Here is a 24933-nt window from a genome sequence, read left to right on the forward strand (position 1 = left end):
AACTTGTGACTCTTTTCTGCGCTTCAAGATGGGCTTGAACCAACGACCCCCTGATTAACAGTCAGGTGCTCTAACCAACTGAGCTATTGAAGCAATTTGCTATGAAAGAAGATGAGTTACGAGGCTAACCTGAAACTCTCTTGCGCTTCAAGATGGGCTTGAACCAACGACCCCCTGATTAACAGTCAGGTGCTCTAACCAACTGAGCTATTGAAGCGTTTTTTCAGCATAGAACGTGACGTTCCTTATTTGCGTGTGCAAAAGTACTAACTTTTCTTCATTCTGCCAAATTTTTCGCTGACTTTTTTCGCTTTTTCTCTAAAAAAGTGTATTTTTTCTTATCTTTGTGCCACTTTTTGCCTCTTTTATGGTGTTTTTCGCAAAGAAATGAGTACTTTTGCGGTCGAAATCTTCTCCCGAGGACGAATGCCGTAAAGAGGGGGAAGAAAATAATCTATAAGTTGAATCATATACAATTAAATAAGGTAACAATGAAAAGAATACTGTTCTCCTTGCTTATGGCGCTCCTTGCAGCTCCAACTTTTGCCCAGGTTGACAAAGACCATGACTTCAAAGCCGCAAAGAATATGGAAATATTCAATGCCATCTACAAGAATCTTGATTTGATGTATGTAGATACGCTCGATGCTGAAGTTGTGGTCGGAAATGGTATCAATGCCATGTTACGTAGCCTCGACCCTTATACTACCTATTATCCTGAGCAGAAAATGAAGGAACTCAAGAATCTGCTCACCGGCAAGTATGCGGGTGTAGGTGCGGTGGTACGCTACAACTTCCAGTTGCAGCGCGTCTGCATCAGTGAGCCTTACGAGAATATGCCTGCTGCAGAAGTGGGACTGAAGAAGGGCGATATCATTTTGAGTATTGATGATGAGGATATGACCAATAAGGAAGTGAGCTATGTCAGCGATCATCTTCGTGGTGATCCGGGTTCTTCTTTCATGCTGAAAGTTAAACGTCCAAGTACAGGCAAGACGATGAAGGTGAAGGTAACCCGCCGTACCATCCAGTTGCCGTTCTTGCCTTATTATGGCATGTTGGAGGGGAGCATCGGTTACATCAACTTCAATTCTTTTACCGAGCAGTGTGCCAAGGATGTGCGCCGTGCTTTCATCGATTTGAGAAAGCAGGGAGCCAAGAGTCTTGTCTTCGATCTGCGTAATAATGGTGGCGGTTCTGTTACCGAAGCGGTCAGCATCATCAATATGTTCTTGCCTAAAGGTAAGACTGTCTTGGAGATGAAGGGAAAGTTGCAGCGTTCTAATCATGTTTATAAGACCACGGTTGAACCGATTGATTCCGTCATGCCGATGGTAGTGTTGGTCAACGAGAATTCTGCCAGTGCCAGTGAAATCATGAGCGGCAGTCTGCAGGATTATGACCGTGCTGTAATATTAGGTACGCGCACGTATGGAAAGGGATTGGTGCAGGCTACCATGGACTTGCCTTATAACGGACAGGTAAAACTCACTACTGCTAAATATTTCATTCCTAGCGGCCGATGCGTTCAGGCGCTCAACTATAAGCACGATAAGGGCGGTTATGTGGAGCATGTTCCTGACTCTCTTACCAAGGTGTTCTATACCGCTGGCGGCAGAGAAGTGAGAGATGGCGGTGGTGTGAAGCCGGATGTAGAGGTAAAGCCTGATTCTTTGCCAAATATCGCCTTCTATCTGGCTGGTGCCCGCGACAGTAATGAGGTGATGCTCAATTATGAGATTGATTATATTGCCAAACATCCTACTATCGCTCCAGCGAAGGAATTCTCGCTGACCGATGCCGACTATGATGAATTCAAGGCACGCGTATTGAAGGCTAACTTCCAGTATGACCGCGAAACAGAAAAGTATCTCAAAGACCTGGAGAAACTCGCTAAGTTTGAAGGTTACTACGATGATGCCAAGGCAGAGTTTGAAGCTTTGAAGAAAAAACTGAGTCACAATGTGGCAAAGGATCTGGATTATAACAAGGATTACATCAAGCATCTGTTGGAAAATGACATCGTTTCTGCCTATTATTTCCAGCGCGGTGCCATCCAGAATTCCATGCGCTATGACAAGCAGATTAAGGAAGCAGTAAAATTACTGAATTCTCCTACAGAATACGAAAAAATACTGCATCCTGTGAAGAAATAAGTACAAAAACGTGCACAATCGATTAAAAATGTGCACGTTGCGAATAAAAAGTTGCATTTTTTTTGGTCAATCACAAAAATATTTGTAATTTTGCAACGTTCAGTGGAATGAGGGGCTCACAAGAGTTCCTCATTTTATTTTAATAAGGTATATATGATTGATAAAAACGTCGTAAAAAATTTAGTTGAAGAATGGCTCCAAGATAAGGAATATTTCTTGGTAAGCATTGAAATCAGTCCCGACGATAGAATCGTTGTTGAGATTGACCATGCCGATGGAGTATGGATTGAGGATTGTGTTGCCTTGAGTAAGTATATTGAGGATCATTTGAACCGTGACGAGGAAGACTATGAGCTCGAAGTTGGCTCTGCAGGTTTGGGTCAGCCGTTCAAAGTTCCACAGCAGTATATCAATTTCATTGGCAAGGAGGTTGAGGTACTTGATGCCGACGGCAAGAAGGTGAAGGGTATCTTGAAAGCTGTTGAAGGAAATGACTTCACAGTTGGCGTTGAAGAAAAGGTAAAGATTGAAGGTAAGAAACGCCCGGTTAAGCAGGAGGTTGACCACGTTTACCAGATGGATAAAGTAAAATATACAAAATACATAATCAGTTTCAATTAAGTTATGGCTAAAAAAGAGCAAGAATTGACAGCGAGTATGATTGATACATTCCGCGAGTTTAAAGAAACAAAGAATATCGACCGTACTACATTGGTAAGTGTATTGGAGGAGAGCTTCCGTAATGTACTTGCCAAGATTTTTGGTAGTGACGAAAACTTTGATGTCATCGTGAACCCTGACAAGGGTGACTTCGAGATTTATCGCAATCGTGTAGTTGTTGCTGATGGCGAAGTTGAAGATGAAAATAAGGAAATTACACTTTCTGAGGCTCGTAAGATTGAGCCGGATTACGAGGTTGGTGAGGATGTAAGTGAGACGGTTGACTTCAATAAGTTTGGTCGTCGTGCCATCTTGACTCTTCGTCAGACTTTGGCTTCCAAGATTCTTGAGTTGGAGCATGATTCACTCTACAACAAGTACAAGGATCGTGTAGGTCAGGTTATCTCTGGTGAGGTTTATCAGGTTTGGAAGCGCGAGGTTCTGATTGTAGACGATGAGAACAACGAGCTCATGTTGCCTAAGACCGAGCAGATTCCTGGTGATACTTACCGCAAGGGTGAGACAGTTCGTGCGGTCATCCTCCGTGTAGACAATGAGAACAATAATCCGAAGATTATCCTGAGCCGTACTGCTCCTATCTTCCTGCAGCGCCTGTTGGAGGCTGAGGTTCCTGAGATTGCAGACGGTCTGATTGCAATCCGCCGTATCGCCCGTCTTCCGGGAGAACGTGCCAAGATTGCTGTTGAAACATTCGATGAGCGTATCGACCCTGTTGGCGCATGTGTAGGTGTTAAGGGTAGCCGCGTTCATGGTATCGTTCGCGAACTTTGCAACGAGAATCTCGATGTCATCAACTACTCTAGCAATACCAAGCTCTTCATCCAGCGTGCGTTGGCTCCTGCTAAGGTTTCTTCAATCAATGTTGATGATGAGAACAAGAAGGCTGAGGTTTACTTGCAGCCAGAGGAGGTTAGCCTGGCTATCGGCCGTGGCGGTATGAACATCAAGCTGGCTTCTATGCTTACAGAATATACCATCGACGTATTCCGTGAGGTAGACGAGAATGAGGCCGACGAGGATATCTACTTGGATGAGTTCTCTGATGAGATTGACCAGTGGGTTATCGATGCTATCAAGGGCATCGGTCTTGATACTGCCAAGCAGGTACTCAATGCACCTCGCAACTTGCTGATTGAAAAGGCCGACCTTGAAGAGGAGACCGTTGATCATGTACTCAGCGTGTTGCGCGCCGAATTCGAACAATAATTCCCTTGCCAGCGAGTGCTTGCAGGGAATCTAACTTTAAAAATAGGAGAATAAAATAATTTATGAGCATCAGATTAAATAAAGCACTACGTGAATTAAATATAGGACTTCAGACGGCAGTTGAATTCCTAGAGAAAAGAAAAGACCTGGGAGATGTCAAGGCAGAGCCGAGCTTCAAACTCACCGACCAGCAATACAAGGCATTGAATGATGCCTTCAGTCAGGACAGAGAGGTTCGTGATCAGGCTGAGAAACTCTTTACCAAAAAAGCAAAAGATAAGAAGCGTGCGCCAGAGCAGAAGGACAATCGCGCTGAAAGTTTGTTGGAGTCTAATGGACAGCAGCAGTACAAGCCGCTGGGAAAGATTGACTTGGACAATATCGGTAAGAAGCCTGCTGCAGAGTCTGTTGCAAAAAAGCCTGAGACTGCTGCCGTCAGTCCTGAGCAGAAGAAAGACGCTCCTAAGGCTGAGCATAAGAAAGAACAGAAGCCACAACAGGCTTCTCAGCATAAACAGCAAATGAAACAGGAAAATCATCAGAAATCACAGCAGTCAAACGCTCAGACGAATAAGCAGAATGCTCCTCAGGGAAAGAGAGAGCATCATCATGCTAAGAATGAAGCTGCACAGCATTCTGCTGGAGCAGCTGACAACAGCGTGTTTACTCTCAAGAGTGAGAAGAAGTTTACTGCAAATGAGCCTAAGGTGTTGGGCAAGATAGATTTGTCTTCCCTCAACCAGAGCACTCGTCCTAAGAAGAAAACCAAGGAGGAGCGCCGAAAGGAACGTGAGGAGAAAATGGCTCAACAGCACAATGAGCGCAAAAAGCGTGTTCGTATCAACAAAGAACGTGTTGACATCAATGCCGAAGCTAAGAATAATGGCGGAGGTAATGGTAACAACGGCGGTAATAACAAGAAGAACAAAAACCGCAACAGAAATAATAACAATAACAACAATCGCGGCAATAACAACAACCGCGGCAACCAGCGTCAGATCGAGGTGGATGACGAGGCTGTAGCACGCCAGGTTAAGGAGACGCTTGCACGTTTGACCAGCAAGAGCCAGAACAAGAAGGGTGCTAAGTATCGTAAGGAGAAGCGTGAGGCTGTTCAGGAGAAGTTGCAGGATCAGGCTCGTCAGGAGCAGAAGGAAAGCAAGACCCTGAAGCTTACAGAGTTCGTTACCGTTAGCGAGTTGGCTACGATGATGGATATCAGCGTTACTCAGGTTATCTCTACCCTGATGGGTGTAGGTATCATGGTTTCTATCAACCAGCGTCTGGATGCTGAAACCATCAACATGGTGGCTGAGGAGTTCGGTTTCAAGACCGAATACGTAAGTGCCGAGGTTCAGGAGGCCGTGAGCGAGGAAGAGGATGATGAGAACGACTTGGTTCCACGTGCTCCAATCGTAACCGTGATGGGTCACGTAGACCATGGTAAGACCTCTTTGCTCGACTATATCCGCAATACCAATGTGATTGCCGGTGAGGCGGGTGGTATTACCCAGCATATCGGTGCCTACAGTGTGACCCTGAAAAGCGGTCGCAAGGTAACCTTCCTTGATACTCCAGGTCACGAGGCGTTCACCGCCATGCGTGCCCGTGGTGCCCAGGCTACCGATATCGCCATCATCATCATCGCAGCCGATGACTCTGTGATGCCAACTACCAAGGAGGCTATCGCTCATGCGCAGGCTGCCGGTGTGCCAATGGTATTCGCAATCAACAAGATTGATAAGCCAGGTGCTAACCCAGACCGTATCCGTGAAGACTTGGCTAACATGAACCTGCTCGTCGAGGAGTGGGGTGGTAAGTATCAGTGCCAGGAAATCAGTGCCAAGAAGGGTATCGGTGTTCACGATCTGCTCGACAAGGTGCTCCTCGAGGCTGATATGCTCGACTTGAAGGCTAACCCTAACCGTCGCGCAACAGGTACCATCATCGAGTCTTCTCTCGACAAGGGTCGTGGATATGTTTCTACCGTATTGGTTGCCAACGGTACCTTGAAGGTAGGCGACATCGTTCTCGCCGGTACTTCTTGGGGTCGTGTAAAGGCAATGTTCAATGAGCGTAATGCCAATATCAAGTCGGCTGCTCCAGCTGAGCCAGCTATCATCCTCGGTTTGAACGGTGCGCCTACTGCAGGTGACCAGTTCCACGTAATCGAGACTGAGCAGGAGGCTCGCGAAATTGCCAACAAGCGTGAGCAGTTGCAGCGTGAGCAGGGCTTGCGTACTCAGAAGCGCTTGACCTTGGGTGATATTTCTCACCGTATCGCACGTGGTGAGTTCCATGAGTTGAACGTCATCGTGAAGGGTGATACCGACGGTTCTGTTGAGGCATTGAGCGACTCATTCATCAAACTTTCTACCGAGAAGGTTCAGGTGAACGTAGTCAACAAGGCAGTAGGTCAGATTTCAGAGAACGACGTGATGCTGGCATCTGCTTCAGATGCAGTCATCGTTGGTTTCCAGGTTCGTCCATCTGCCGATGCTCGCAAGGCTGCCGACCGTGAGGGTGTTGAAATCAACACATACTCTATCATCTACGATGCTATCGATGATATCAAGAGCGCGATGGTAGGTATGCTCGACAAGGTGAAGAAGGAAATCGTTACCGGTCAGGTTGAGGTTAAGCAGACCTTCAAGATTTCTAAGGTGGGTACTATTGCCGGTGGTCTCGTTACCGAGGGTAAGGTACATGCTAAGGATAAGGCTCGCGTCATCCGTGACGGTATCGTGATCCGTACTGCTGAAATCGGTGCCTTGAAGCGTTACAAGGACGATGTCAAGGAGGTGGTTACCGGTATGGAATGCGGTTTGAGCCTCGTCAACTACAACGATATCCAGGAGGGCGACGTTATCGAGACTTTCACTGAGATCGAGGTAGAGCAGAAGCTTTAATAAAGTGAAGAGTGAAGAACGAAAAGTGAAGAATTCATTTGTTTTTCGCTCTATCATATATATAATAAGGTAGGGATGAGTCCTCAGCGGCTTATCCCTATTTAGGGTTAAAATAACGAAAGGTTATTCTAAATAACAATGGCAGAAATAGAGAAAGAACAGAATCAGGTTGTCAAGGATGTGATAGACCAGAAATACGAGTATGGTTTTACCACGGATGTGCATACTGAAATCATAGAAAAGGGTCTCAACGAGGATGTTGTGCGCCTGATCTCGCAGAAGAAAGGAGAGCCGGATTGGATGCTCGAATTTCGTCTGAAAGCCTACAATTACTGGAAGACGCTCAAGGAGCCAAAATGGGGACATGTTCACGTGCCACCTATTGACTACCAGGAGATTTCATACTATGCCGACCCTTTGGCAAAGAAGCCGAAGAACAAGGAGATTGATCCTGAGTTGGAGAAGACATTCGATAAACTCGGTATTCCTCTGGAGGAGCGTCTGGCTTTGAGCGGTACCGCCGTAGATGCCATCATGGACTCTGTGTCGGTAAAGACTACTTTCAAGGAGAAACTCCGTGAGAAGGGCGTCATCTTCTGCAGTATTGGTGAGGCTGTGAAGGAGCATCCTGATTTGGTAAGAGAGTATCTGGGAACCGTAGTTCCTTATCGTGATAACTTTTATGCAGCCTTGAACAGTTGCGTATTCAGTGATGGCTCATTCGTTTATATTCCTAAGGGCGTCCGCTGTCCGATGGAGTTGAGCAGTTACTTCCGCATCAATGCCCGTAACACCGGTCAGTTTGAGCGTACATTGATTATCGCTGATGATGATGCTTACGTTTCTTACCTGGAGGGATGTACAGCGCCAATGCGTGATGAGAACCAGCTCCATGCGGCTATCGTAGAGATTATTGTCAAGGATAATGCTGAGGTGAAGTACTCTACCGTTCAGAACTGGTATCCTGGTGATGAGCATGGTAAGGGTGGTGTGCTGAACCTGGTAACCAAGCGAGGCGACTTGCGCGGTGTGAACTCTAAGTTGAGCTGGACTCAGGTAGAGACGGGTTCTGCGATTACCTGGAAGTATCCTTCCTGCATCTTGCGTGGCGACAACTCTGTAGCTGAGTTCTACAGTGTGGCTGTTACCAACAACTATCAGGAGGCTGATACGGGTACCAAGATGATTCACATGGGTAAGAACACCAAGAGCACCATCATTTCGAAGGGTATCTCGGCAGGTCATAGCCAGAACTCCTATCGTGGTCTGGTTCGTGCAACATCCAATGCCGACAATGCACGCAACTACAGTTCCTGCGACTCCTTGTTGCTGGGCAGCGATTGTGGAGCGCATACCTTCCCATATATGGATGCCCATAACGACACAGCCGTGTTCGAGCATGAGGCAACTACCTCGAAGATTTCAGAAGACCAGCTCTTCTATTGCAATCAGCGAGGCATTCCTACCGAGGAGGCTGTCGGCCTGATCGTAAACGGTTATGCCAAGGATGTGCTCAACAAGTTGCCTATGGAGTTTGCCGTTGAGGCACAGAAACTCCTGAGTGTTTCACTCGAAGGAACCGTAGGATAATCATCATAATTCTCGATGAAATCGATAAAAATTGACTAAAATTATGTTAGAGGTTAAGAATCTGCATGCTACTATTGCAGGCAAAGAAATATTGAAAGGTATCAACCTGACTATCAACGACGGTGAGATACATGCTATCATGGGACCTAATGGTTCCGGTAAGTCAACCTTGAGCGCTGTGCTTACAGGTAACCCTCTTTATACCGTAACCGAGGGTGAGGCTATCTTCAACGGCAAGAACCTTCTGGATATGAAGCCAGAGGACCGTGCCCGTGAAGGCTTGTTCCTCTCTTTCCAGTATCCAGTAGAGATTCCTGGTGTATCCATGACCAACTTCATGCGTGCGGCTATCAATGCCAAGCGTGAGTATCAGGGTTTGGAACCATTGAACACAAGCGAATTCATGAAGCTGATGCGTGAGAAGCGCGAGTTGGTGGAATTGGATAGCAAGTTGGCTCGCCGTTCTGTAAACGAAGGTTTCTCGGGTGGTGAGAAGAAGCGCAACGAGATTTTCCAGATGGCTATGCTGGAGCCAAAGCTCTCTATCCTCGATGAAACCGACTCTGGTCTCGATGTGGATGCGATGCGTATCGTGGCTGACGGTGTGAACAAGATGCATACCGACAAGACATCTGCCATCGTCATCACTCACTACGAGCGTCTGCTCGATATGATTAAGCCAAGTGTGGTTCACGTACTCTATAAAGGTAGAATCGTGAAGACTGCCGGTCCTGAACTTGCCAAGGAGATTGAGGCTCGTGGCTACGACTGGATCAAGGCTGAAGTAGATGAGAAATAATAAGGAGGATGGCTATGCTTTCAGAAAAACAATATTTAGACTTGTATCAGTCTTCTTCGAGAATCATCAAGAAGAACAGTGCTGAGGTGCTCAATGCGGTGCGCGATGCAGCATTCGAGGACTTCCGTCGTCTGGGCTTTCCTTCCCGTAAGGTAGAAAGATACAAGTATACAGATATGAACGCCATCTTCGAGCCAGACTATGGCTTGAACTTGAATCGCCTGGAAATTCCGGTGGATCCATACGAGGCTTTCCGCTGCGATGTGCCTAACCTGAGCACTTCGCTCTACTTCGTGGTGAACGATGCTTTCTATTGCAAGGCATTGCCAAAGGTAGAGTTGCCAGAGGGTGTTATCGTGGACTCTTTGAACAAGATTGCTGCAGAAAACCCTGAATTCATCGGGAAATACTACGCTAAGATTGCCAAAACCGATGAAGATGGCATCACGGCATTGAATACATTCCTGGCGCAGGATGGCTTGCTTATCTACGTACCAAAGAACGTGAAGGTGGAGCGAACCATTCAGGTCATCAATATTCTCCGTTCGGATGTTGATTTGATGGTGAACCGTCGTGTTCTCATCGTCATGGAACAGGGTGCTGAGGCTAAGTTCCTCTTCTGCGACCATGCAGCCGATGACAAGAACTTCCTCGCAACCCAGGTTATCGAGGCTTATGTTGGCGAGAATGCCAGTCTCGACCTCTATTGTCTGGAGGAGACTCATTACAAGAACCGCCGTGTCAGCAACGTTTATATCGAGCAGCAGGCTAACAGCCGTGTAAACCATAACGTCATTACCCTTCATAACGGTATCACCCGCAACCGCCTCGACCTCGTATTCAAGGGCGAGGGAGCTGAGTGTTTCTGCAATGGTTGTGTGATTGCCGACAAGAACCAGGTGGTAGATAACAATACGCTCATCGATCATCAGGTGGGTCATTGTACCAGCAACGAGCTTTATAAGTATGTACTCGATGGTGAGGCACGTGGTGCTTTCGCCGGCAGAGTATTGGTTCGTCATGGTGCCCAGAAGACTATTTCTCAGGAAACCAACCAGAACCTCTGTGCTACGAAGACAGCCCGCATGTTCACCCAGCCGATGCTGGAGATCTATGCTGACGATGTGAAGTGTGCACACGGTAGTACTGTAGGTCAGCTCAACGATGCGGCATTGTTCTATATGCAGCAGCGTGGTGTGAGCCGTGAGGAGGCTAAGTTGCTCCTTCAGTTTGCATTTATCAACGAAGTCATCGACAAGATGGAGCTGGAGCCATTGCGCGATCGCCTGCATCATCTCGTAGAGAAGCGATTCCGTGGTGAACTCAATAAGTGCGAGGGCTGCAAGCTTTGCAAGTAGATAATTATGTGGTTAAAGGAGTTAAGAAGTTAAAGGAGTTAAGACAATTGTTATATTGTTTGAGATTCCTTTTGAAGACAGATTTACCGATGTCTTAACTTCTTTAACTCCTTAACTTCTTAACTTCTTAAAATTATGTATGATATCAATCAAGTAAGAGCAGATTTCCCGATTTTATCGAGAAAGGTCTATGATAAGCCATTGGTGTATCTGGATAATGCGGCAACCACGCAGAAGCCATTGTGCGTGCTCGATGCCATGCGCGACGAGTATCTCAATGTAAATGCCAATGTGCATCGTGGCGTTCACTATCTCTCTCAGCAGGCTACCGACCTTCATGAGGCAGCCCGCGAAACCGTGCGCAAGTTTATCAATGCGCCAAAGGTTGAGGAAGTCATCTTTACCCGTGGTACTACCGAGAGTCTGAATCTCGTGGTTTCATCGTTCTGCGATGCCTTTATGAGCGAGGGTGATGAGGTGATTATCTCTACCATGGAGCATCACTCCAATATCGTGCCTTGGCAGTTGCAGGCAGCCAAGAAGGGAATTGCCATCCGTGTCATCCCAATCAACGATAAAGGTGAGATTAACCTCGATGAATTCGCCAATTTATTTACCGAACGCACCAAAATCGTGAGCATTGCCCAGGTGAGCAACGTGCTCGGTACGGTGAATCCGGTAAAAGAGATGATTAAGATAGCTCATGAGCACGATGTACCTGTCATGGTGGATGGCGCTCAGAGTACTCCTCACTTCGCTGTGGATGTACAGGATATGGATTGCGATTTCTTCGCTTTCAGCGGACATAAGATTTATGGTCCTACCGGTATCGGTGTGCTTTACGGCAAGGAAGAATGGCTCGACAAGTTGCCTCCTTATCAGGGAGGTGGTGAAATGATTGAGAGCGTAAGTTTCGAGAAGACTACTTTCGAGAAGTTGCCATTCAAGTTTGAGGCTGGTACTCCTGATTATGTAGCTACCCACGGTCTGGCAAAGGCCATCGATTATGTCTCTGCACTCGGCATGGATAACATTGCCAAGCATGAGCAGGAATTGACCCGTTACTGCATGGAGCAGATGCGAACCATCGATGGAATCAGACTTTTTGGTGAACAGGATGGCAAAGATGCCGTTGTCAGCTTCTTGGTTGGTGATATTCATCACATGGATATGGGCACCTTGCTCGACCGTCTGGGCATCGCTGTACGTACCGGTCATCATTGCGCTCAGCCTTTGATGGACCGCTATGGTATTCTCGGCACCGTTCGTGCCAGCTTTGCCCTATATAATACAAAGGAAGAAATAGATGCGCTTGTAGCGGGCGTTAAACGAGTGGCTATGATGTTCTAAGGAAAAATCATTTAAGCCGTTTACAGCGCACGTAAAAGCCTTATTTAGCCAACTGGCGAGCGAAAGACAACCCACTGGCAAGCAAAGAACAGCCAACTGGCGCTACTGCGGACAGTTGGCTGTTTGCGTTTGGCAGTTATCAGAAAGTTGAGGTTGGAATGCCCAAATACTCTTCACTCTTCACCATTTTGTCGTAACGTGTTGTTATACTGATACTTACGCGCTGAAGAGACGTTCTGGCTCTTCACCCACTCTTCACCCTCTCTTCACCGCCTGGTGCTATGAGGGTGAAGAGTAGGTGAAGAGTGGGTGAAGAGTGGGTGAAGAGTTAAAATGCTCTTATCTTTGTAACTGCCCTATAATTAAGCGGTTACAAAATAGAGGTGAAGAGTGAAGAGATAAACGTAAAATTCATCATAATTATGTTAGAAAGTCATTATTATAAGGATATGGTAGAGGCTGGCTGCGATGAGGCTGGCAGAGGATGTTTGGCTGGCAGCGTATATGCTGCAGCCGTCATTCTTCCTCCCGGTTATCAGAATGCCGATTTGAACGATAGTAAGAAGCTCACGGATAAGAAGCGCAAGGCGCTCCGCGTGCAGATAGAGCGTGATGCCGTAGCTTGGGCTGTGGGCATTGTTACTCCCGAAGAAATCGATAAAATCAATATCCTCAACGCCAGTATCCTGGCTATGCACCGTGCCCTGGACCAGCTCAAGGTTCGTCCGGAGGCAGTTATCGTGGATGGTAACCGCTTCAAACCCTACAAGGATTTGCCTTATACAACCATCGTAAAGGGTGACGGCAAGTATCTGTCTATTGCAGCTGCCAGCATCCTTGCCAAGACCTATCGTGATGATTACATGGATGCGCTGGCAGAAGAATATCCGCAGTACGATTGGAAAGGCAACAAGGGTTATCCTACCAAGAAGCATCGTGCTGCCATCAGGGAATTTGGTGTTACGCCTTATCATCGTATGAGCTATAATCTTTTAGGCACTGGCGAATTGAGTATTGATTTCAAGGATTAGAGACCCCCTGTTATGCCCCTTTTTATGAAACAGGCTTCGATGCTCAATGAAACAGGCTTCGTTTGCCATCGAAGCCTGTTTCATTTTTTAGGGCAGTATTGATAAAAAAATAAGAGGACGAACCTTCACAGGCTCGCCCTCTTTGTTTTTTATTAAATATGTATATCTGATAATATAATTTAGTAAGTCAGATCACCACTCTTTACTGTGTGGTTCTTGCCACCATCCCAAGACTTACCAGTGCGCCAGCGTGGGTCACCGATTTCCTTGGTATAGATAGGATGTCTCTTCACCTTGTCAGAAGCATTGTAGTAGAAACCACTGATGTCTGAGTAACGGTAAGCATCCTTCTGGAACTTCTCCTTGGCATTTACTGTACCGATAGTCCAAGGACTCTTGAAGAGCTCGCCAGCCTCAAGCTGGTAGCCTACAGCGTCTGCCTCATTCCCGTTATGGTTGTCACCAAACTTAATTTGGGTTTCACCTTCACCACCGATGTTGAGAGCTCCCTTGTTGTAGCCGGCACCAGTCTTAGAGTTAGAGAATGCGTTCTGCATGAACATACCATCCAGGAGGTTTGACTTAGGGTCTGTAGATGTCTTATACTTGTCGTAAGCAGGAACTACGGTAGAGTAGTTGTCTGCGAAGTCGTAAGTAATATCCTTGGTATTGATGATCATACCCTTCTGGAAGTAGTCACGGGCACCATCATTCTTGTTACCGGCAAATACGAAGAGGTTCTTCTTGCAGGTAATCTTAGAACCACCTGGAGCATATTGGATTTCGAACATCAAACCGTGGCTCTTGTTGTTAGAGCGTGGTGAGAAGTTGACGAATGTATTGTTAGATACATTGATGTTCCATTTTGTACCATCAGGCCAAGCCAGGTTCTTTGCCTCTGAAATCAAGGCGTGGCGTGGACTGTTGATGATGGTGTTATTGGTGAAGGTCAAATTCTTGTAGAAGTTTGACTTGCGGTTGTTACCTGGACCTGCGAACCATGAGTAACCACGGCCGTTGGTATCATAGCCACCTTCATCGTAGAATACACAATCGTTGACGGTCAACTTTTCAATGAGCTGACGGTTAGGACCCTGGAAACGGATGAAACCACGAACATGGCCACTGAATGTACATCTTTCGATACGAAGTTCAGCGAGTGAGAATGACAATCCCTGGCTGTACATATTCATGAAGTAGTTCTGGGTAATAGTACATTGTGGATTACCGTTTTCTCCCTTCTGGTCGAAGTAGTTGAACCAAGCCATTGGGTGGAAGTTGATGTCCTGCATGATGATAGGCTGGATAGCCAATGTCACACCATTCTCTGCACCAGAACGTGCATTGCGGCACAATCCCCAGTTCACTGCATTTGCTGCGGTCTTAGCCTCGCTGTTGTAACCGATTCCCTGGAGAATGGTTGCACGACCCTTACCAGCAGCAATATCCGCAGGATTGGTTGCAATGGTAAAGCCCTTGGTCATTTCAACTGTTGAAGAGCAGTAGTATGTCTTGCCGCCTTCCAGATAGAATACCTGACCTTCTGCAATCTTATTGTCAGACATATAGTTGGTCAGGATGGTATCGATACGGGTAGCAACAAGGTTCTCGCAACCGAAGATCTTACCCTTCTGCAAGCCCATGTTCTGCAACAAGGTATCGCGCTTAGCCTCTTCTGCTGTATTTGCCTTGATGAGGATAGGCTCGCCTGGGTCACCTTCCATACGTACCATGGTAGAGTTGTACTGGCGGTCGTAGTAGCGCTTGATGTTGTTGTTCTGTCCGCTTACGATATAAGCAGCGTTAGATTCCAGACCTTCAATATGAACACGGCCAGCGGCACGCTGTTCAGCAGTAGGCTTGATGATGTGTTCTGGAAGCTGCGCATTATCGGCAGATGGAACCACGCGGATTTCATCGAATACCCACTCTCCATCCTTTACCTCGGCACCAGCCTTGAAGAAATCCTTGTAATCCTTCTCGTAATTGCCTTCTGTCTGTGGCATGAAGCACACATCCATAGAAGTCTTGGTTACGTTCTCAGTCCAGAATACGCTTGGTACATCGTAGCGCATACCTGTTGTTAATGAACCTGTCTGGTTACGGCTGTCATCACGTGACTGGTCAACCTGATGAGAACCATCACCCATACCAAACCACTTGGAGTTGTGAGGATTGTTCAAATCGTTTTTGTCAACGAGGGCACGGATGGCATACAGATAACCTGTGCTATACTGCAAGTCTTCGTGCAGGAAAGAAAGCTGATCTGCAGTCAATATGGTATCCAGAAGATTTGGATTTTCCTCCTTGTCCCATGAGGTTCCCATTACTTTTCCTTTCAATTCGTATGCATCTGCACCATCTACACCATACCAGAACAGGCGCATATCATTGACGTGTGTACTTGACTTATAGCCGTGCTGCTGCAGGTAGAGTGCGATGTTTGGATCTACTCTTGAAGCAATGTCACAATAATAGGGAGTGGTTGATGATGCCGTGTTCTGTGTACTGCGGAACATAGGCATAGGCAGACGGTCAGCGTCTGCATCGTTGTAACCATCGTCGTCTTTACATGAAGCAAAGAACGACATGGTTGCAGCTAATATCATTGAAAATATAAATAATTTCTTCATATCTTTTATGATTCTAAGTCATTGATTAATAACCATAATAATTCTTGTACTGTCCCAGGCTGCGGCTGATTACATCTTTTGGAATTGGCAGGATGTATCTTACGGATGGGAGAGTAGACAAGTTTACTTCGCTGTTATACTCAGGAATATTGGTCGTCTGCATAACTCCCAGCTGGTCAATGTAGATGTAACCTCTGATAGAGCATCTGCACTGAGCCTTAGCTATACCTGTGTTCTCATCGAGCCAGTCGAAAAGATATGCTTTCTTCCAGTCGGCTTCTCCACCTTCCTGAGGCATCAGCTTACCGTTGAGTCCCCAGTTCTCCCAAAGATTATCGATGCTGAAGTCATCGCCCTGAGTCTTGTAAACCTCAATGATACCGAGGCTGGCATCTGTATTGGCGAAGTTGAATACCTCAGGATAGTTGGCAGCATTATACTTCTCTGGGTTTTCTGCTACCTGCTGGTTCCACTGAGCTCTTGTACGGGTTCTGTAGAAGAAGTCATTTGGTAAATCATTGAAGTTACCATCTACGTCGTAGCTGTCGTCACGGTCGCAACCCATACCATAATACTTCCAGAAGTTCTTGTAGAGCACCTGGCTGTAGAGGTTCCAGCGAACAAGATCCTTCCAGCGGATATTCTCACCGCCAAATTCCCAGGCACGTTCGTCAACGATAGCCTTAAAGAACTCATCCTTGGTACCGAGTGCACTTACATAGCCGTCTACCTTTTCAGCCTTGTTGGCTGCACCACGGAACGCACGCTCACGAACCTGCTTCAATGCATTCTTGGCTGCATCGGTAGGACCGTTCAATTCGTTTTCTGCCTCTGCATACATCAGGAGAACGTCAGCATAGCGCATGTATGGGAAGTTGATACCGGTATTGCCTTCAGAGGTATTACCCTGGGTATGACTTCTGTCCCAAAGCTTAGACCACTTCAGACAGTAGTTGGTATATGAATTCTGCAATGCAGCAATACCATTGTATCCGTAAGACCAGTAGCCTACAGTATTGCGGCGTACATCTTCCTTGTCAAATGTGAAGCGATAGAAAGCATTCAAACCTACGCTACCACTCATCTTACCCCAAGGGTGATCGGTATCACCGGCACTTGAGAAGTCTGCCTTAGGACCTTGGATATATCCGATGTTTCCGTTTACATTCTGTACGAATGGGATTTCGAAGATGACATCGTCGTTGCTTACAACTGCATAGTTACACTCATCGTTGAATACCTTCATGTAGTCGTTGGTCAACGCATGAGTACCTTCCTGGATGACAGAATCTGCGTATGTACGGGCAATCTTGTAATACTCCTCATAGTCAGCAGCACGCTCCATGGTACCTGCAGCCTTTGTATCTTCGCCATGGCGGAGGGAATAACCGGCACGGAACATGGAGATGCGGGCAATGAGAGACCATGCAAACTCCTTAGAGCAGCGCTCTACGCCTTCTGTGATTTCCTTAGCCTTCTTCATCTTTGGCGCAGCCTGCTTCAGGTCGTTGATAAGAGCTGTAAGAATCTCATCACGGTTTCCCATAGGCATGATCAGAGATTCCTGATCGTAAGTACGGGTGAAGGTGAAAGGGATATCTCCCCAGAGAATCACCAGGTCGAGATAGTTCATAGCACGGATACACTTTGCCTCACCAATCATCTGGTCGAGGTCTGCATTGCCGTAGAGTGATGACTTCTCTGCTGCATTTATAAAGTTGTTGGCACGCTCGATAGTCTGGTAAGCCGCATCCCAGGTGCTCTTGATGCTACTACCGTCAGCCTCACCGTCAAACTGCTTCCAGTCGTTGTGGCTTACGCTTTGCTCTTCGGCAGAAGAAGTAGAGAATTCTACATCGCTGCTGAAATTGAAGGTTGTGAGGTATGCATTGCCGTATGTGCTACCGCTACAAGTAGACTGGTAAACCGCATTCAACAAGCGGTCGGCTTCTTCTGTACTGCTGAACACTTGTTTGTCGGTCACCTTAGAAGGAGCGTCTACATCCAAGTAGTCGTTGCAGGAAGACAAGCCTGCCAGCAACAGACTGCACATCAATATATTTTTAATTTTCATATTGTATTTCCTTATTATATATTATATACCTAGTTTAGAATGAAAGGTTCACACCGAAGAGGTAGCTGTGGCTACGTGGGTAGCGGTTCCAGTCAACGTTTGGTGTCAAGCCATTCTGAATGTCAACTTCTGGGTCATAGCCAGAGTAGCCTGTGATGCAGAAGATGTTAGAGCCTGTAACATACAAACGGAGGCGAGAGATACCCCACTTCTTTGTAAGGGTTGTAGGCAATGTGTAACCGATTGTCAAGTCGTTGAGACGGAGGAATGAACCATCTTCTACGAAGTTGGAAAGGGTGTAGTTCTTGGTTACATCCTGTGGGTTCCACAAGGTCTTGCCGGCATTGAGCTCTTCGTAAATATCGAGGTAATCGATGTGCTGTGAATTGCCCAACAGGCACTCGTTGAGGTTGTAGATACTCTTGGTTCCATCTGCATTCTCGATGTAGATATCTCCATGATAAACCCAACGGTTGTTATAGTCAAACTTCTTCAATACGTTGCGAGGATTGATCTGGCTGGCACCCTTTGCTGATGAAAGCTGGTATGCGGTAGCGTTGATCACGTCGAAGTCGAGCATGTAGGTGAAGTTGGCTGTGAAGTCGAAGTTCTTCCACTTTCCTGACAAACCGAAACCACCCTGTACCTTAGGGTTGGTATTACCAACTACAGTACGGTCGTTGATGTCGATCTTGCCATCACCGTTGATATCCTTCAGCTTGATACGGCCAGGAGCTGTACCAAACAGACCTGTAACGGTTGGCTTCTCCTGTACGCCAGGGTTTTCTGCCAGGTATTCCTCATCATTGGCTGCATAGCTGAAGCCATTTCTGTGGAATTCATTGAAACCATATAGGCCTTCGTATACATAACCATAGATAAGACCAACTTCCTTACCCTCTACAAGGCGGAAGTTATCCTCTGAATCCCAAGACTTGCCAGGGATGTAGGCATCTGTACCGTTAATCTTCTCTACCTTGGTCTTGTTCATACCCATGTTGAAGTTAGCAGAGAGAACATAGTCCTTACCGCGGAGGATATCGCCATTGATAGAAAGCTCGAAACCCTTATTAGATACACGACCTACGTTCTGCCACTGCTGTGAGTAACCGGTTGTGGTAGGAATCTGGCACTTGTAGAGCAAGTCGCGTGTGGTGTTCCAGTAAACTTCAGGAGTAAGCGTAATGCGACCCTTGAAGAGAGAAATATCAGCAGCCAGGTTGCGTGTTACGGTAGTCTCCCACTTAATCTTGTTGTTAGGGAACAAACCGTCTGATGCATAATACTTGTCACCATTCTGGGTTGTTGAGTTCTCGCCCCAGCTAGGACCACCCTGGGCATTGATGTTATACTGATAGCGCCAACGGTCATCACCGATATTGTTGTTACCTGAAAGACCGAAAGCTGCACGGATCTTCAACTGATCAACAACGTCCTTGTTCCACCAAGACTCTTCAGAGATAACCCATGCACCAGAGATAGAAGGGAAGTAACCCCACTGGTTACCTGGGGCGAATCGGGTAGAACCATCGGCACGCATGGTACCTGAAAGCAGGTACTTGTGCATATAGTTGTAGTTGATCTGACCGAAGTAAGATGCAATACGGTTAGGAGTTGTTACGCTTGATGTGCTGGCGTATGCAGAACCCAGACCCATGTTGTTGAAAGCATATCTTGGAGATGTGCTCTGTGGGAAATAGCGGGATGCCTGATAGTTGGTTGTGGTTTGTGTATGCTGAACCTCCTGACCGAGCAAGAAAGAGAGGTTGTGCTTCTCCTTCAGGGTTAAGCTATAGTTCAGGGTATTTGTCCATGTATACTTGAAACCACGGGTGTTTGTAATCTGAGCCACAGGCATGTTCTCGTTCTTGGCAGCCTCATCTGTCAGATAGCCGTAGAAACGGTTGTTGTCTGAGAAGGACCAGAACTGGGCAATGTCTGAACGGAAGGTCAGGTTAGGAATGATTTCCCATGTGAGACTAGCCTGGTTGGTGAAACTGTAAGAATGCTTCAGCAGATAATTCTGATTGATGTCGTCCAAAGGACTAGCCAGCTTCCAGTAACGCTCTACAGAGAAGTCCTGCCACTCATCATCATAGCTGGTAAACTCACGGAGACCATTGGTTGGCTTGTAGTTCAATACGCCCACCAAACCACCTGTACCGATGCCGCTGGCACCTGCACCGAGGTCACGACGATAAGTAAAACGAGGGTTTACCAGGAGGTTAACGTTCTTAGCCAACTTGACATTGATCTTGGTATTCATGTTGGTACGGCGAACACCAGAGTTTGAGATGATACCATCCTGGTTGTGCTGGGTGAGAGAGGTGCTGAAGCGCAACTTCTCGTTACCACCATTTACGGTAACATTGTACATCTGGGTCAAGGCTGGGTCGCCCATCAGCTCATCTTGCCAGTCGTGGGTAGTCTTTGTCTTGTAGATGTCAAGGTCGTTAGGGTTACCGAAGTCACGGCGGAATGCGTACTTCTTGCTGTTGCTGTCATAGGTTCCGTCCAACTGATACTTGACGAATTCGTAAGTATCCAGCATTTCCTGCTTGCCTGCCAGCCAAGAGAGCTGACCGTATGCATTGAAATCAACCTTCACCTTACCAGCCTGTGCAGATTTAGTAGTAACGATAACTACACCATTACCACCTCGTGCACCATAAACAGCGGTGAGGGAAGCATCCTTCAATACATCGATACTCTGGATATCGGTAGGAGGGATGTCGTTGATGTTGTCAGCCTGGAATCCATCGACGATAAACAAAGGTTTAGAGTCCTGGGAACTAGAGATGGCTGAACCACCACGAATACGGATGTTGATGTCGGCACCAGGAGCACCATCGACTGTGGTAACCTGCACACCGGCAATTTTACCAGCCAAAGCCTCAGCAGCAGAAGCCACTGGAACAACAGCAAGCTTTTGGCCAGAAATAGAACCTACAGAACCGGTGAGGTCCTTGCGGGCTTTACTTGTATAACCGACAACGACAACTTCGTTGAGCTGACTGTTGTCATCCTTCAATACGATGGTTTGGGCTTGCCCCCCCACTTTTACCTCTTGTGCCACCATACCGATGTAAGAGATAACGGCAGTCTTGCCGGCTTTCAGGTTAAGCGTAAAATTACCATCGAGGTCAGTAACTGTGCCATTCTTAGGGTTTCCCTTTTCAATGACAGATGCTCCGATCACTGGCTCGTTGTTTGCGTCCAGCACGGTACCTTTCACGACATTCTGTGCGAGGACAGAAGATGGTGTTAATACCATTGTCGTTACTAGGCAGACTTTACACAATTTTTTGATTGCGTTCACCATGTAACTAACTTTTAAAATTTTACTATTTGTTTTTGTTTATGTAAATTAGGCCTTTAAGCATGCTACACATTATTATATAATATATAGGAGCCTATTACCAGAATTTTCAAAAATTACTTTCTTCGTCATCTAACATCTGAAAAAAACTTCGGCTGAATCTATATAAAAGAATCCAAGAGGAAAGTTTTTATTATTTTATATTTCTAGGTTGCGTCATTTTTTTATCGCCTACAAAAGTACAAAAAAGATTTAAGACTTCCAAGAAAAAAATGAATTATTTTAAGAAAAACGTAATTTTTTATGTTTTTGGTTAAAATGTGTGCAAAAAATAAAGAAGATTAGAATCTCAAAGAGTATTTGTCGTTCTCCTTGGAGGCATTGGCTCCAAGGAGATGTGTCTCTTCTACCACCATGTTTGTTTTCCATTGACGAAAGTAAATGGTCTGCATTCTTCGCCTTTGCTAATATCTTTGAGCAATAGTAAGGCGTTGGTAGGGATGTTGTCAAAGGTTATAGAGCCTTTAGTTGCAGTTTTCATACAGCAATTTGGGCTTTCTTTTTATTAATCTTCATAAATCTTTTAATTTTTATGCAAAAATAAAGAAAAAAGTTAAATAAACAAAGAATATTTCTTTTTAATTTTGATGTTTGGTATATTTTATTAATTTTGCAAATATTTAAAAAAAGAAAGCAATGACTAGTAAACAATATCGTAAATCTTCTTATGTGATTTCTGCACAAGTAGATACAGATAAGTATGTTATGCTCCATGGATATAGTGGAGCTATGGATATTGTTGACAAAAATATGGTATTAGATTTGGAGCGACATACCTTTTTTGACGAATGTCTATTGTGTGAGTGTGCTTTATTTTGTGGAGGTGGTTGTCTCGCAAAAAGCAAAATTCATTGCACGCAAATGAAAGGCTTTGTTGAAAATGCCATACGAAAGATATATAAACAGAAATTTATTAAAACAAAGAATTATGAGTAAAAAAATCAAATCACTAAACAATGAACTTCCAGATTCCTTCTTGGAGTCATTGGAGCAGCGTTTAGAGACAGACCCACTGACTATAGGAGGTCTGCTAAATCTTGCAGAACAAAGTCCTGATAACTGGTGTATTAGTGTACTGCATTGTGATGGCGATAATGGATGCCATGAAAAGTATCAATGCTCTTTACACATTTAAGTATTTATGAAATTTAATTAATGAGGTTAATGATGAAATTTAAGATGAAACAAACTGCTTTGCTAATAGTATTACTATTATCTATAGGGTGGATAAAAGCTGATGCAATGAATGAAAATAGAATTCATTGTGTGGTATTGAATACTCAAGGAAATCCAATACCATTTGCTAATGTGATGGTTTTTAAAAGTCTAAAAGATTCGATTCCTAGTAACATCTTGTCTGCTGATAATCAAGGAAATTTTAAGCTGGATATAGATGTGCCAATTTGGCTAAAAGTGTCTTGTATGGGGTATGAAACAGAAAGCCTAATCATAAGAAATGTAGATAGTAAAAGCGTTCAAATCAAACTAAGACCATCGGAAAACATGCTCAATGAGGTTACTGTAGATGCTGATAATGTTTTCTTAAAAGACGATAAGATGGTGATTCTTCCTACTTCATTGCAAAAACGAAACGCCCATGATGGGTATAGTATGCTGTCACTAATGTCCATTCCTGGATTATATGTTGATGTTGTAGATAAGACCGTGTCAACTAGAGGAAATGGAACCTTGATATGCATTAATGGTCGTGAGGTGAAATCAGACGAAATCGCAACTCTAAATCCTCAGGATATTAAACGAATTGATTATTATAAAGATTTTTCGCCAGCCCATCCAACGGCTAGCTCTGTAATAGATTTTATCATGAAAGATAGAAATCATGGTGGACAATTATATTTAAACGGGAATCAAAACTTGAATCTACTGAAAGGTAATGATCTGTTGGATTGGAAGCACTACCGAAAGGGACAAGAATTTAATGTGCAGTTTTCCGATAACTATTTCCATTTTAAGCCAAAGGAGGGCGACAACTCCTTGGTTGGAATGCAACTTAATGATCGTACAGTATTGAAGGATGATAAAATACTAGCATCACCTAAGCACAATAATGCTTTGACAGGTAAGCTTTCTTACTTGAAGCAATGGAAAAAAGATATGTTTCAAATAGCTGGGTATCTTAGTAAGAATCATGAGTGGTATCAAAAAAACATTCAAGAAATTTTTGATGGAGTTGATAGAACTTCAACAGATGTAAAGCATAAAGATTATTCTTCTTATGCGTTGCAGTTGTATTATCAACGAAAAACAAAACAGTCAATTTTCAAGGTTAAGTTAAACGGTAGTTATAGTGAGACGGATTTGACAAGAAAGTATAACTCGTTAACTAATATAAACGCGGTTACAAATGAAAAGTTTTATCATGTTAGTCCAAGCGTGCTTTATGGATTACTTATAGGTAAGCAATTAGCATTTGTGGATGTCAATTACTCCTACGATCAAACGAAGAGTATTTATAATGAAAACGGCAAACTGTCTACGAATAAATTGAATTATGACCAAGCTATCATTACCATTGGAGATAATATACAACTGGTATCTCATAAACTAAAGATAACTCCCCAGTTGTCGGAAAGAATAATGACGATAGATGATGGGAAAAATCCGTCTTATACTAAATTTTATTTGGTGCCATCTATGTTTTGGCAAGCGAATTTGGCTTCTCGTAAGACGTTAAGTGGTAACATAGGAGGCGGTGTGTATGACCCACAGATAAAATATTATAATGACTCGGAGCAGACTTTGGATAAATACCAAGTTTTGAAAGGTAATACAGATATTAAGACGAGTAGTACTTTCCTGTCGAATATAACATACAATAGTCTTCATAAATGGGGTATGATAGAGCTGTTTGCGCAATATGAAAATACAAGCAAACTCTTGTTTGAAAATGTGTATTATGATCAAGAAAGGGATTTGTTTGTTCATCGGTATGAAAATGGGGGACTTTATGAGCGACTTCTTATGAATGGTGCCATTCAGTATAATCTGATACCAAAAAGATTGAGCTGGTTGGGGACAGTTGAGTACACTTATAGTATTGAGAGAATATTCCCTTCGCTTACTAATAGTCAAGTGATGTTTGGAACTATATTTACGTATATATGTAAGAATGCAAATGCTAAAGTTGAGTTGTATTCTCCGACTTCTGTCCTTTCTATGGGAACGAGAATTAAAAATCCGATGTCATTAAAAATAGCACTGGGATATAATTATAGGAATTGGCACTTTACGATAAATGCAAAGAATCCTTTTATGAATAATAAAACAACTATAGAGTACAATAGGGACAGGTATTATAAGAATTCACACCAATATAGCCCACGTATTTCTACGAATATGTTTACTTTAGGTTGTAGTTATCGCATTTCGTATGGAAAGAAACACAATTTCCAAGATGTGGAATTAGATAAAAAGGAACGTTCTGGTGTTTTGGAATATGATAAATAGTAATAATAATGAGGCAGTTTGAAGCTTTAAATATAACCGAACTTTGTAGCTCGGCTTTGGAAAAACGTTATTTGGTTAGCTTTCAAAATTCTTTTTTTGAGGCTAACCAAGTAATGGTAGATTTGTTGGTGTGACCTTGCAAATACTTGCTGAAGTGCTATGTCAAGAAAATGGGTATTTGCTATCTTCTATGTGTATGAATTTGTCTCGTTCGCCAGTCTTGCTAATTGTAATCATCAATAAATCACCTTCTATAAAGTGTAAGACAAATTCGATTTGTCCGTGTTATTTGATAAGGA

Annotated in this window: 15 protein-coding genes and 2 tRNA genes; 12 read left to right on the plus strand and 5 right to left on the minus strand. The window is 44.7% G+C overall.

What is annotated here, in order from left to right:
* Positions 1 to 19 precede the first annotated feature (19 nt).
* Positions 20 to 93, minus strand: a tRNA-Asn gene (locus KSW37_RS00205).
* Positions 94 to 143: 50 nt separating this feature from the next.
* A tRNA-Asn gene (locus tag KSW37_RS00210) sits at positions 144 to 217 on the minus strand.
* Positions 218 to 491: 274 nt separating this feature from the next.
* Here KSW37_RS00210 and KSW37_RS00215 point away from each other — a divergent pair.
* From KSW37_RS00215 to KSW37_RS00255, 9 genes are all read left to right on the plus strand, one after another.
* Positions 492 to 2156: a S41 family peptidase gene (locus tag KSW37_RS00215; protein WP_217312963.1), complete on the plus strand. Its 1665-nt coding sequence runs from the start codon at positions 492 to 494 to the stop codon at positions 2154 to 2156.
* A 153-nt stretch (positions 2157 to 2309) separates the two neighbouring features.
* Positions 2310 to 2777 carry a ribosome assembly cofactor RimP gene (rimP, locus tag KSW37_RS00220; RefSeq protein WP_217312964.1) on the plus strand — a complete coding sequence of 156 codons (468 nt, stop codon included), beginning with the start codon at positions 2310 to 2312 and terminating at the stop codon, positions 2775 to 2777.
* 3 nt (positions 2778 to 2780) lie between these two features.
* The gene (gene nusA / locus KSW37_RS00225) at positions 2781 to 4043 is read left to right on the plus strand and encodes a transcription termination factor NusA (protein WP_217312965.1); all 1263 of its coding nucleotides are present in this window, start codon (positions 2781 to 2783) and stop codon (positions 4041 to 4043) included.
* A gap of 62 nt (positions 4044 to 4105) precedes the next feature.
* The gene (gene infB / locus KSW37_RS00230; protein ID WP_217312966.1) at positions 4106 to 6952 is read left to right on the plus strand and encodes a translation initiation factor IF-2; all 2847 of its coding nucleotides are present in this window, start codon (positions 4106 to 4108) and stop codon (positions 6950 to 6952) included.
* A 138-nt stretch (positions 6953 to 7090) separates the two neighbouring features.
* The gene (sufB, locus tag KSW37_RS00235) at positions 7091 to 8542 is read left to right on the plus strand and encodes a Fe-S cluster assembly protein SufB (protein ID WP_022120773.1); all 1452 of its coding nucleotides are present in this window, start codon (positions 7091 to 7093) and stop codon (positions 8540 to 8542) included.
* A 43-nt stretch (positions 8543 to 8585) separates the two neighbouring features.
* Positions 8586 to 9341 carry a Fe-S cluster assembly ATPase SufC gene (gene sufC, locus KSW37_RS00240; protein WP_022120772.1) on the plus strand — a complete coding sequence of 252 codons (756 nt, stop codon included), beginning with the start codon at positions 8586 to 8588 and terminating at the stop codon, positions 9339 to 9341.
* 14 nt (positions 9342 to 9355) lie between these two features.
* Positions 9356 to 10699: a Fe-S cluster assembly protein SufD gene (gene sufD / locus KSW37_RS00245; RefSeq protein WP_217312967.1), complete on the plus strand. Its 1344-nt coding sequence runs from the start codon at positions 9356 to 9358 to the stop codon at positions 10697 to 10699.
* A gap of 135 nt (positions 10700 to 10834) precedes the next feature.
* Positions 10835 to 12049, plus strand: a complete 1215-nt coding sequence (locus KSW37_RS00250; protein ID WP_217312968.1) for an aminotransferase class V-fold PLP-dependent enzyme — start codon at positions 10835 to 10837, stop codon at positions 12047 to 12049.
* Positions 12050 to 12471: 422 nt separating this feature from the next.
* A complete protein-coding gene (locus KSW37_RS00255) occupies positions 12472 to 13080 on the plus strand; it encodes a ribonuclease HII (RefSeq protein WP_217312969.1) in 609 nt (202 codons plus the stop codon).
* 179 nt (positions 13081 to 13259) lie between these two features.
* On the opposite strand, the gene KSW37_RS00260 is transcribed toward KSW37_RS00255, so the two are convergent.
* From KSW37_RS00260 to KSW37_RS00270, 3 genes are read right to left on the minus strand one after another with little or no spacing between them, the layout of a single operon-like run.
* Positions 13260 to 15713 (minus strand): hypothetical protein, encoded by a 2454-nt coding sequence (locus KSW37_RS00260; protein ID WP_217312970.1) that lies wholly within the window; start codon positions 15711 to 15713, stop codon positions 13260 to 13262.
* 25 nt (positions 15714 to 15738) lie between these two features.
* A complete protein-coding gene (locus KSW37_RS00265; protein WP_217312971.1) occupies positions 15739 to 17787 on the minus strand; it encodes a RagB/SusD family nutrient uptake outer membrane protein in 2049 nt (682 codons plus the stop codon).
* 34 nt (positions 17788 to 17821) lie between these two features.
* Positions 17822 to 21109: a SusC/RagA family TonB-linked outer membrane protein gene (locus KSW37_RS00270; protein WP_217312972.1), complete on the minus strand. Its 3288-nt coding sequence runs from the start codon at positions 21107 to 21109 to the stop codon at positions 17822 to 17824.
* A gap of 693 nt (positions 21110 to 21802) precedes the next feature.
* Between KSW37_RS00270 and KSW37_RS00275 the strand changes: the two genes are divergently transcribed.
* From KSW37_RS00275 to KSW37_RS00285, 3 genes are read left to right on the plus strand one after another with little or no spacing between them, the layout of a single operon-like run.
* On the plus strand, positions 21803 to 22102 hold the full coding sequence (locus KSW37_RS00275) for a hypothetical protein (RefSeq protein ID WP_217312973.1): 300 nt from the start codon (positions 21803 to 21805) through the stop codon (positions 22100 to 22102).
* Positions 22095 to 22301, plus strand: coding sequence for a hypothetical protein (locus KSW37_RS00280; protein ID WP_217312974.1), 207 nt, complete (start codon positions 22095 to 22097; stop codon positions 22299 to 22301). The genes KSW37_RS00275 and KSW37_RS00280 overlap by 8 nt, the downstream gene beginning before the upstream one ends.
* A 29-nt stretch (positions 22302 to 22330) precedes the next feature.
* A complete protein-coding gene (locus KSW37_RS00285) occupies positions 22331 to 24634 on the plus strand; it encodes a carboxypeptidase-like regulatory domain-containing protein (RefSeq protein WP_217743406.1) in 2304 nt (767 codons plus the stop codon).
* Positions 24635 to 24933: the final 299 nt, after the last annotated feature.

This window comes from Segatella copri (genome assembly GCF_019127135.1).
Classification (GTDB): Bacteria; Bacteroidota; Bacteroidia; order Bacteroidales; family Bacteroidaceae; genus Prevotella.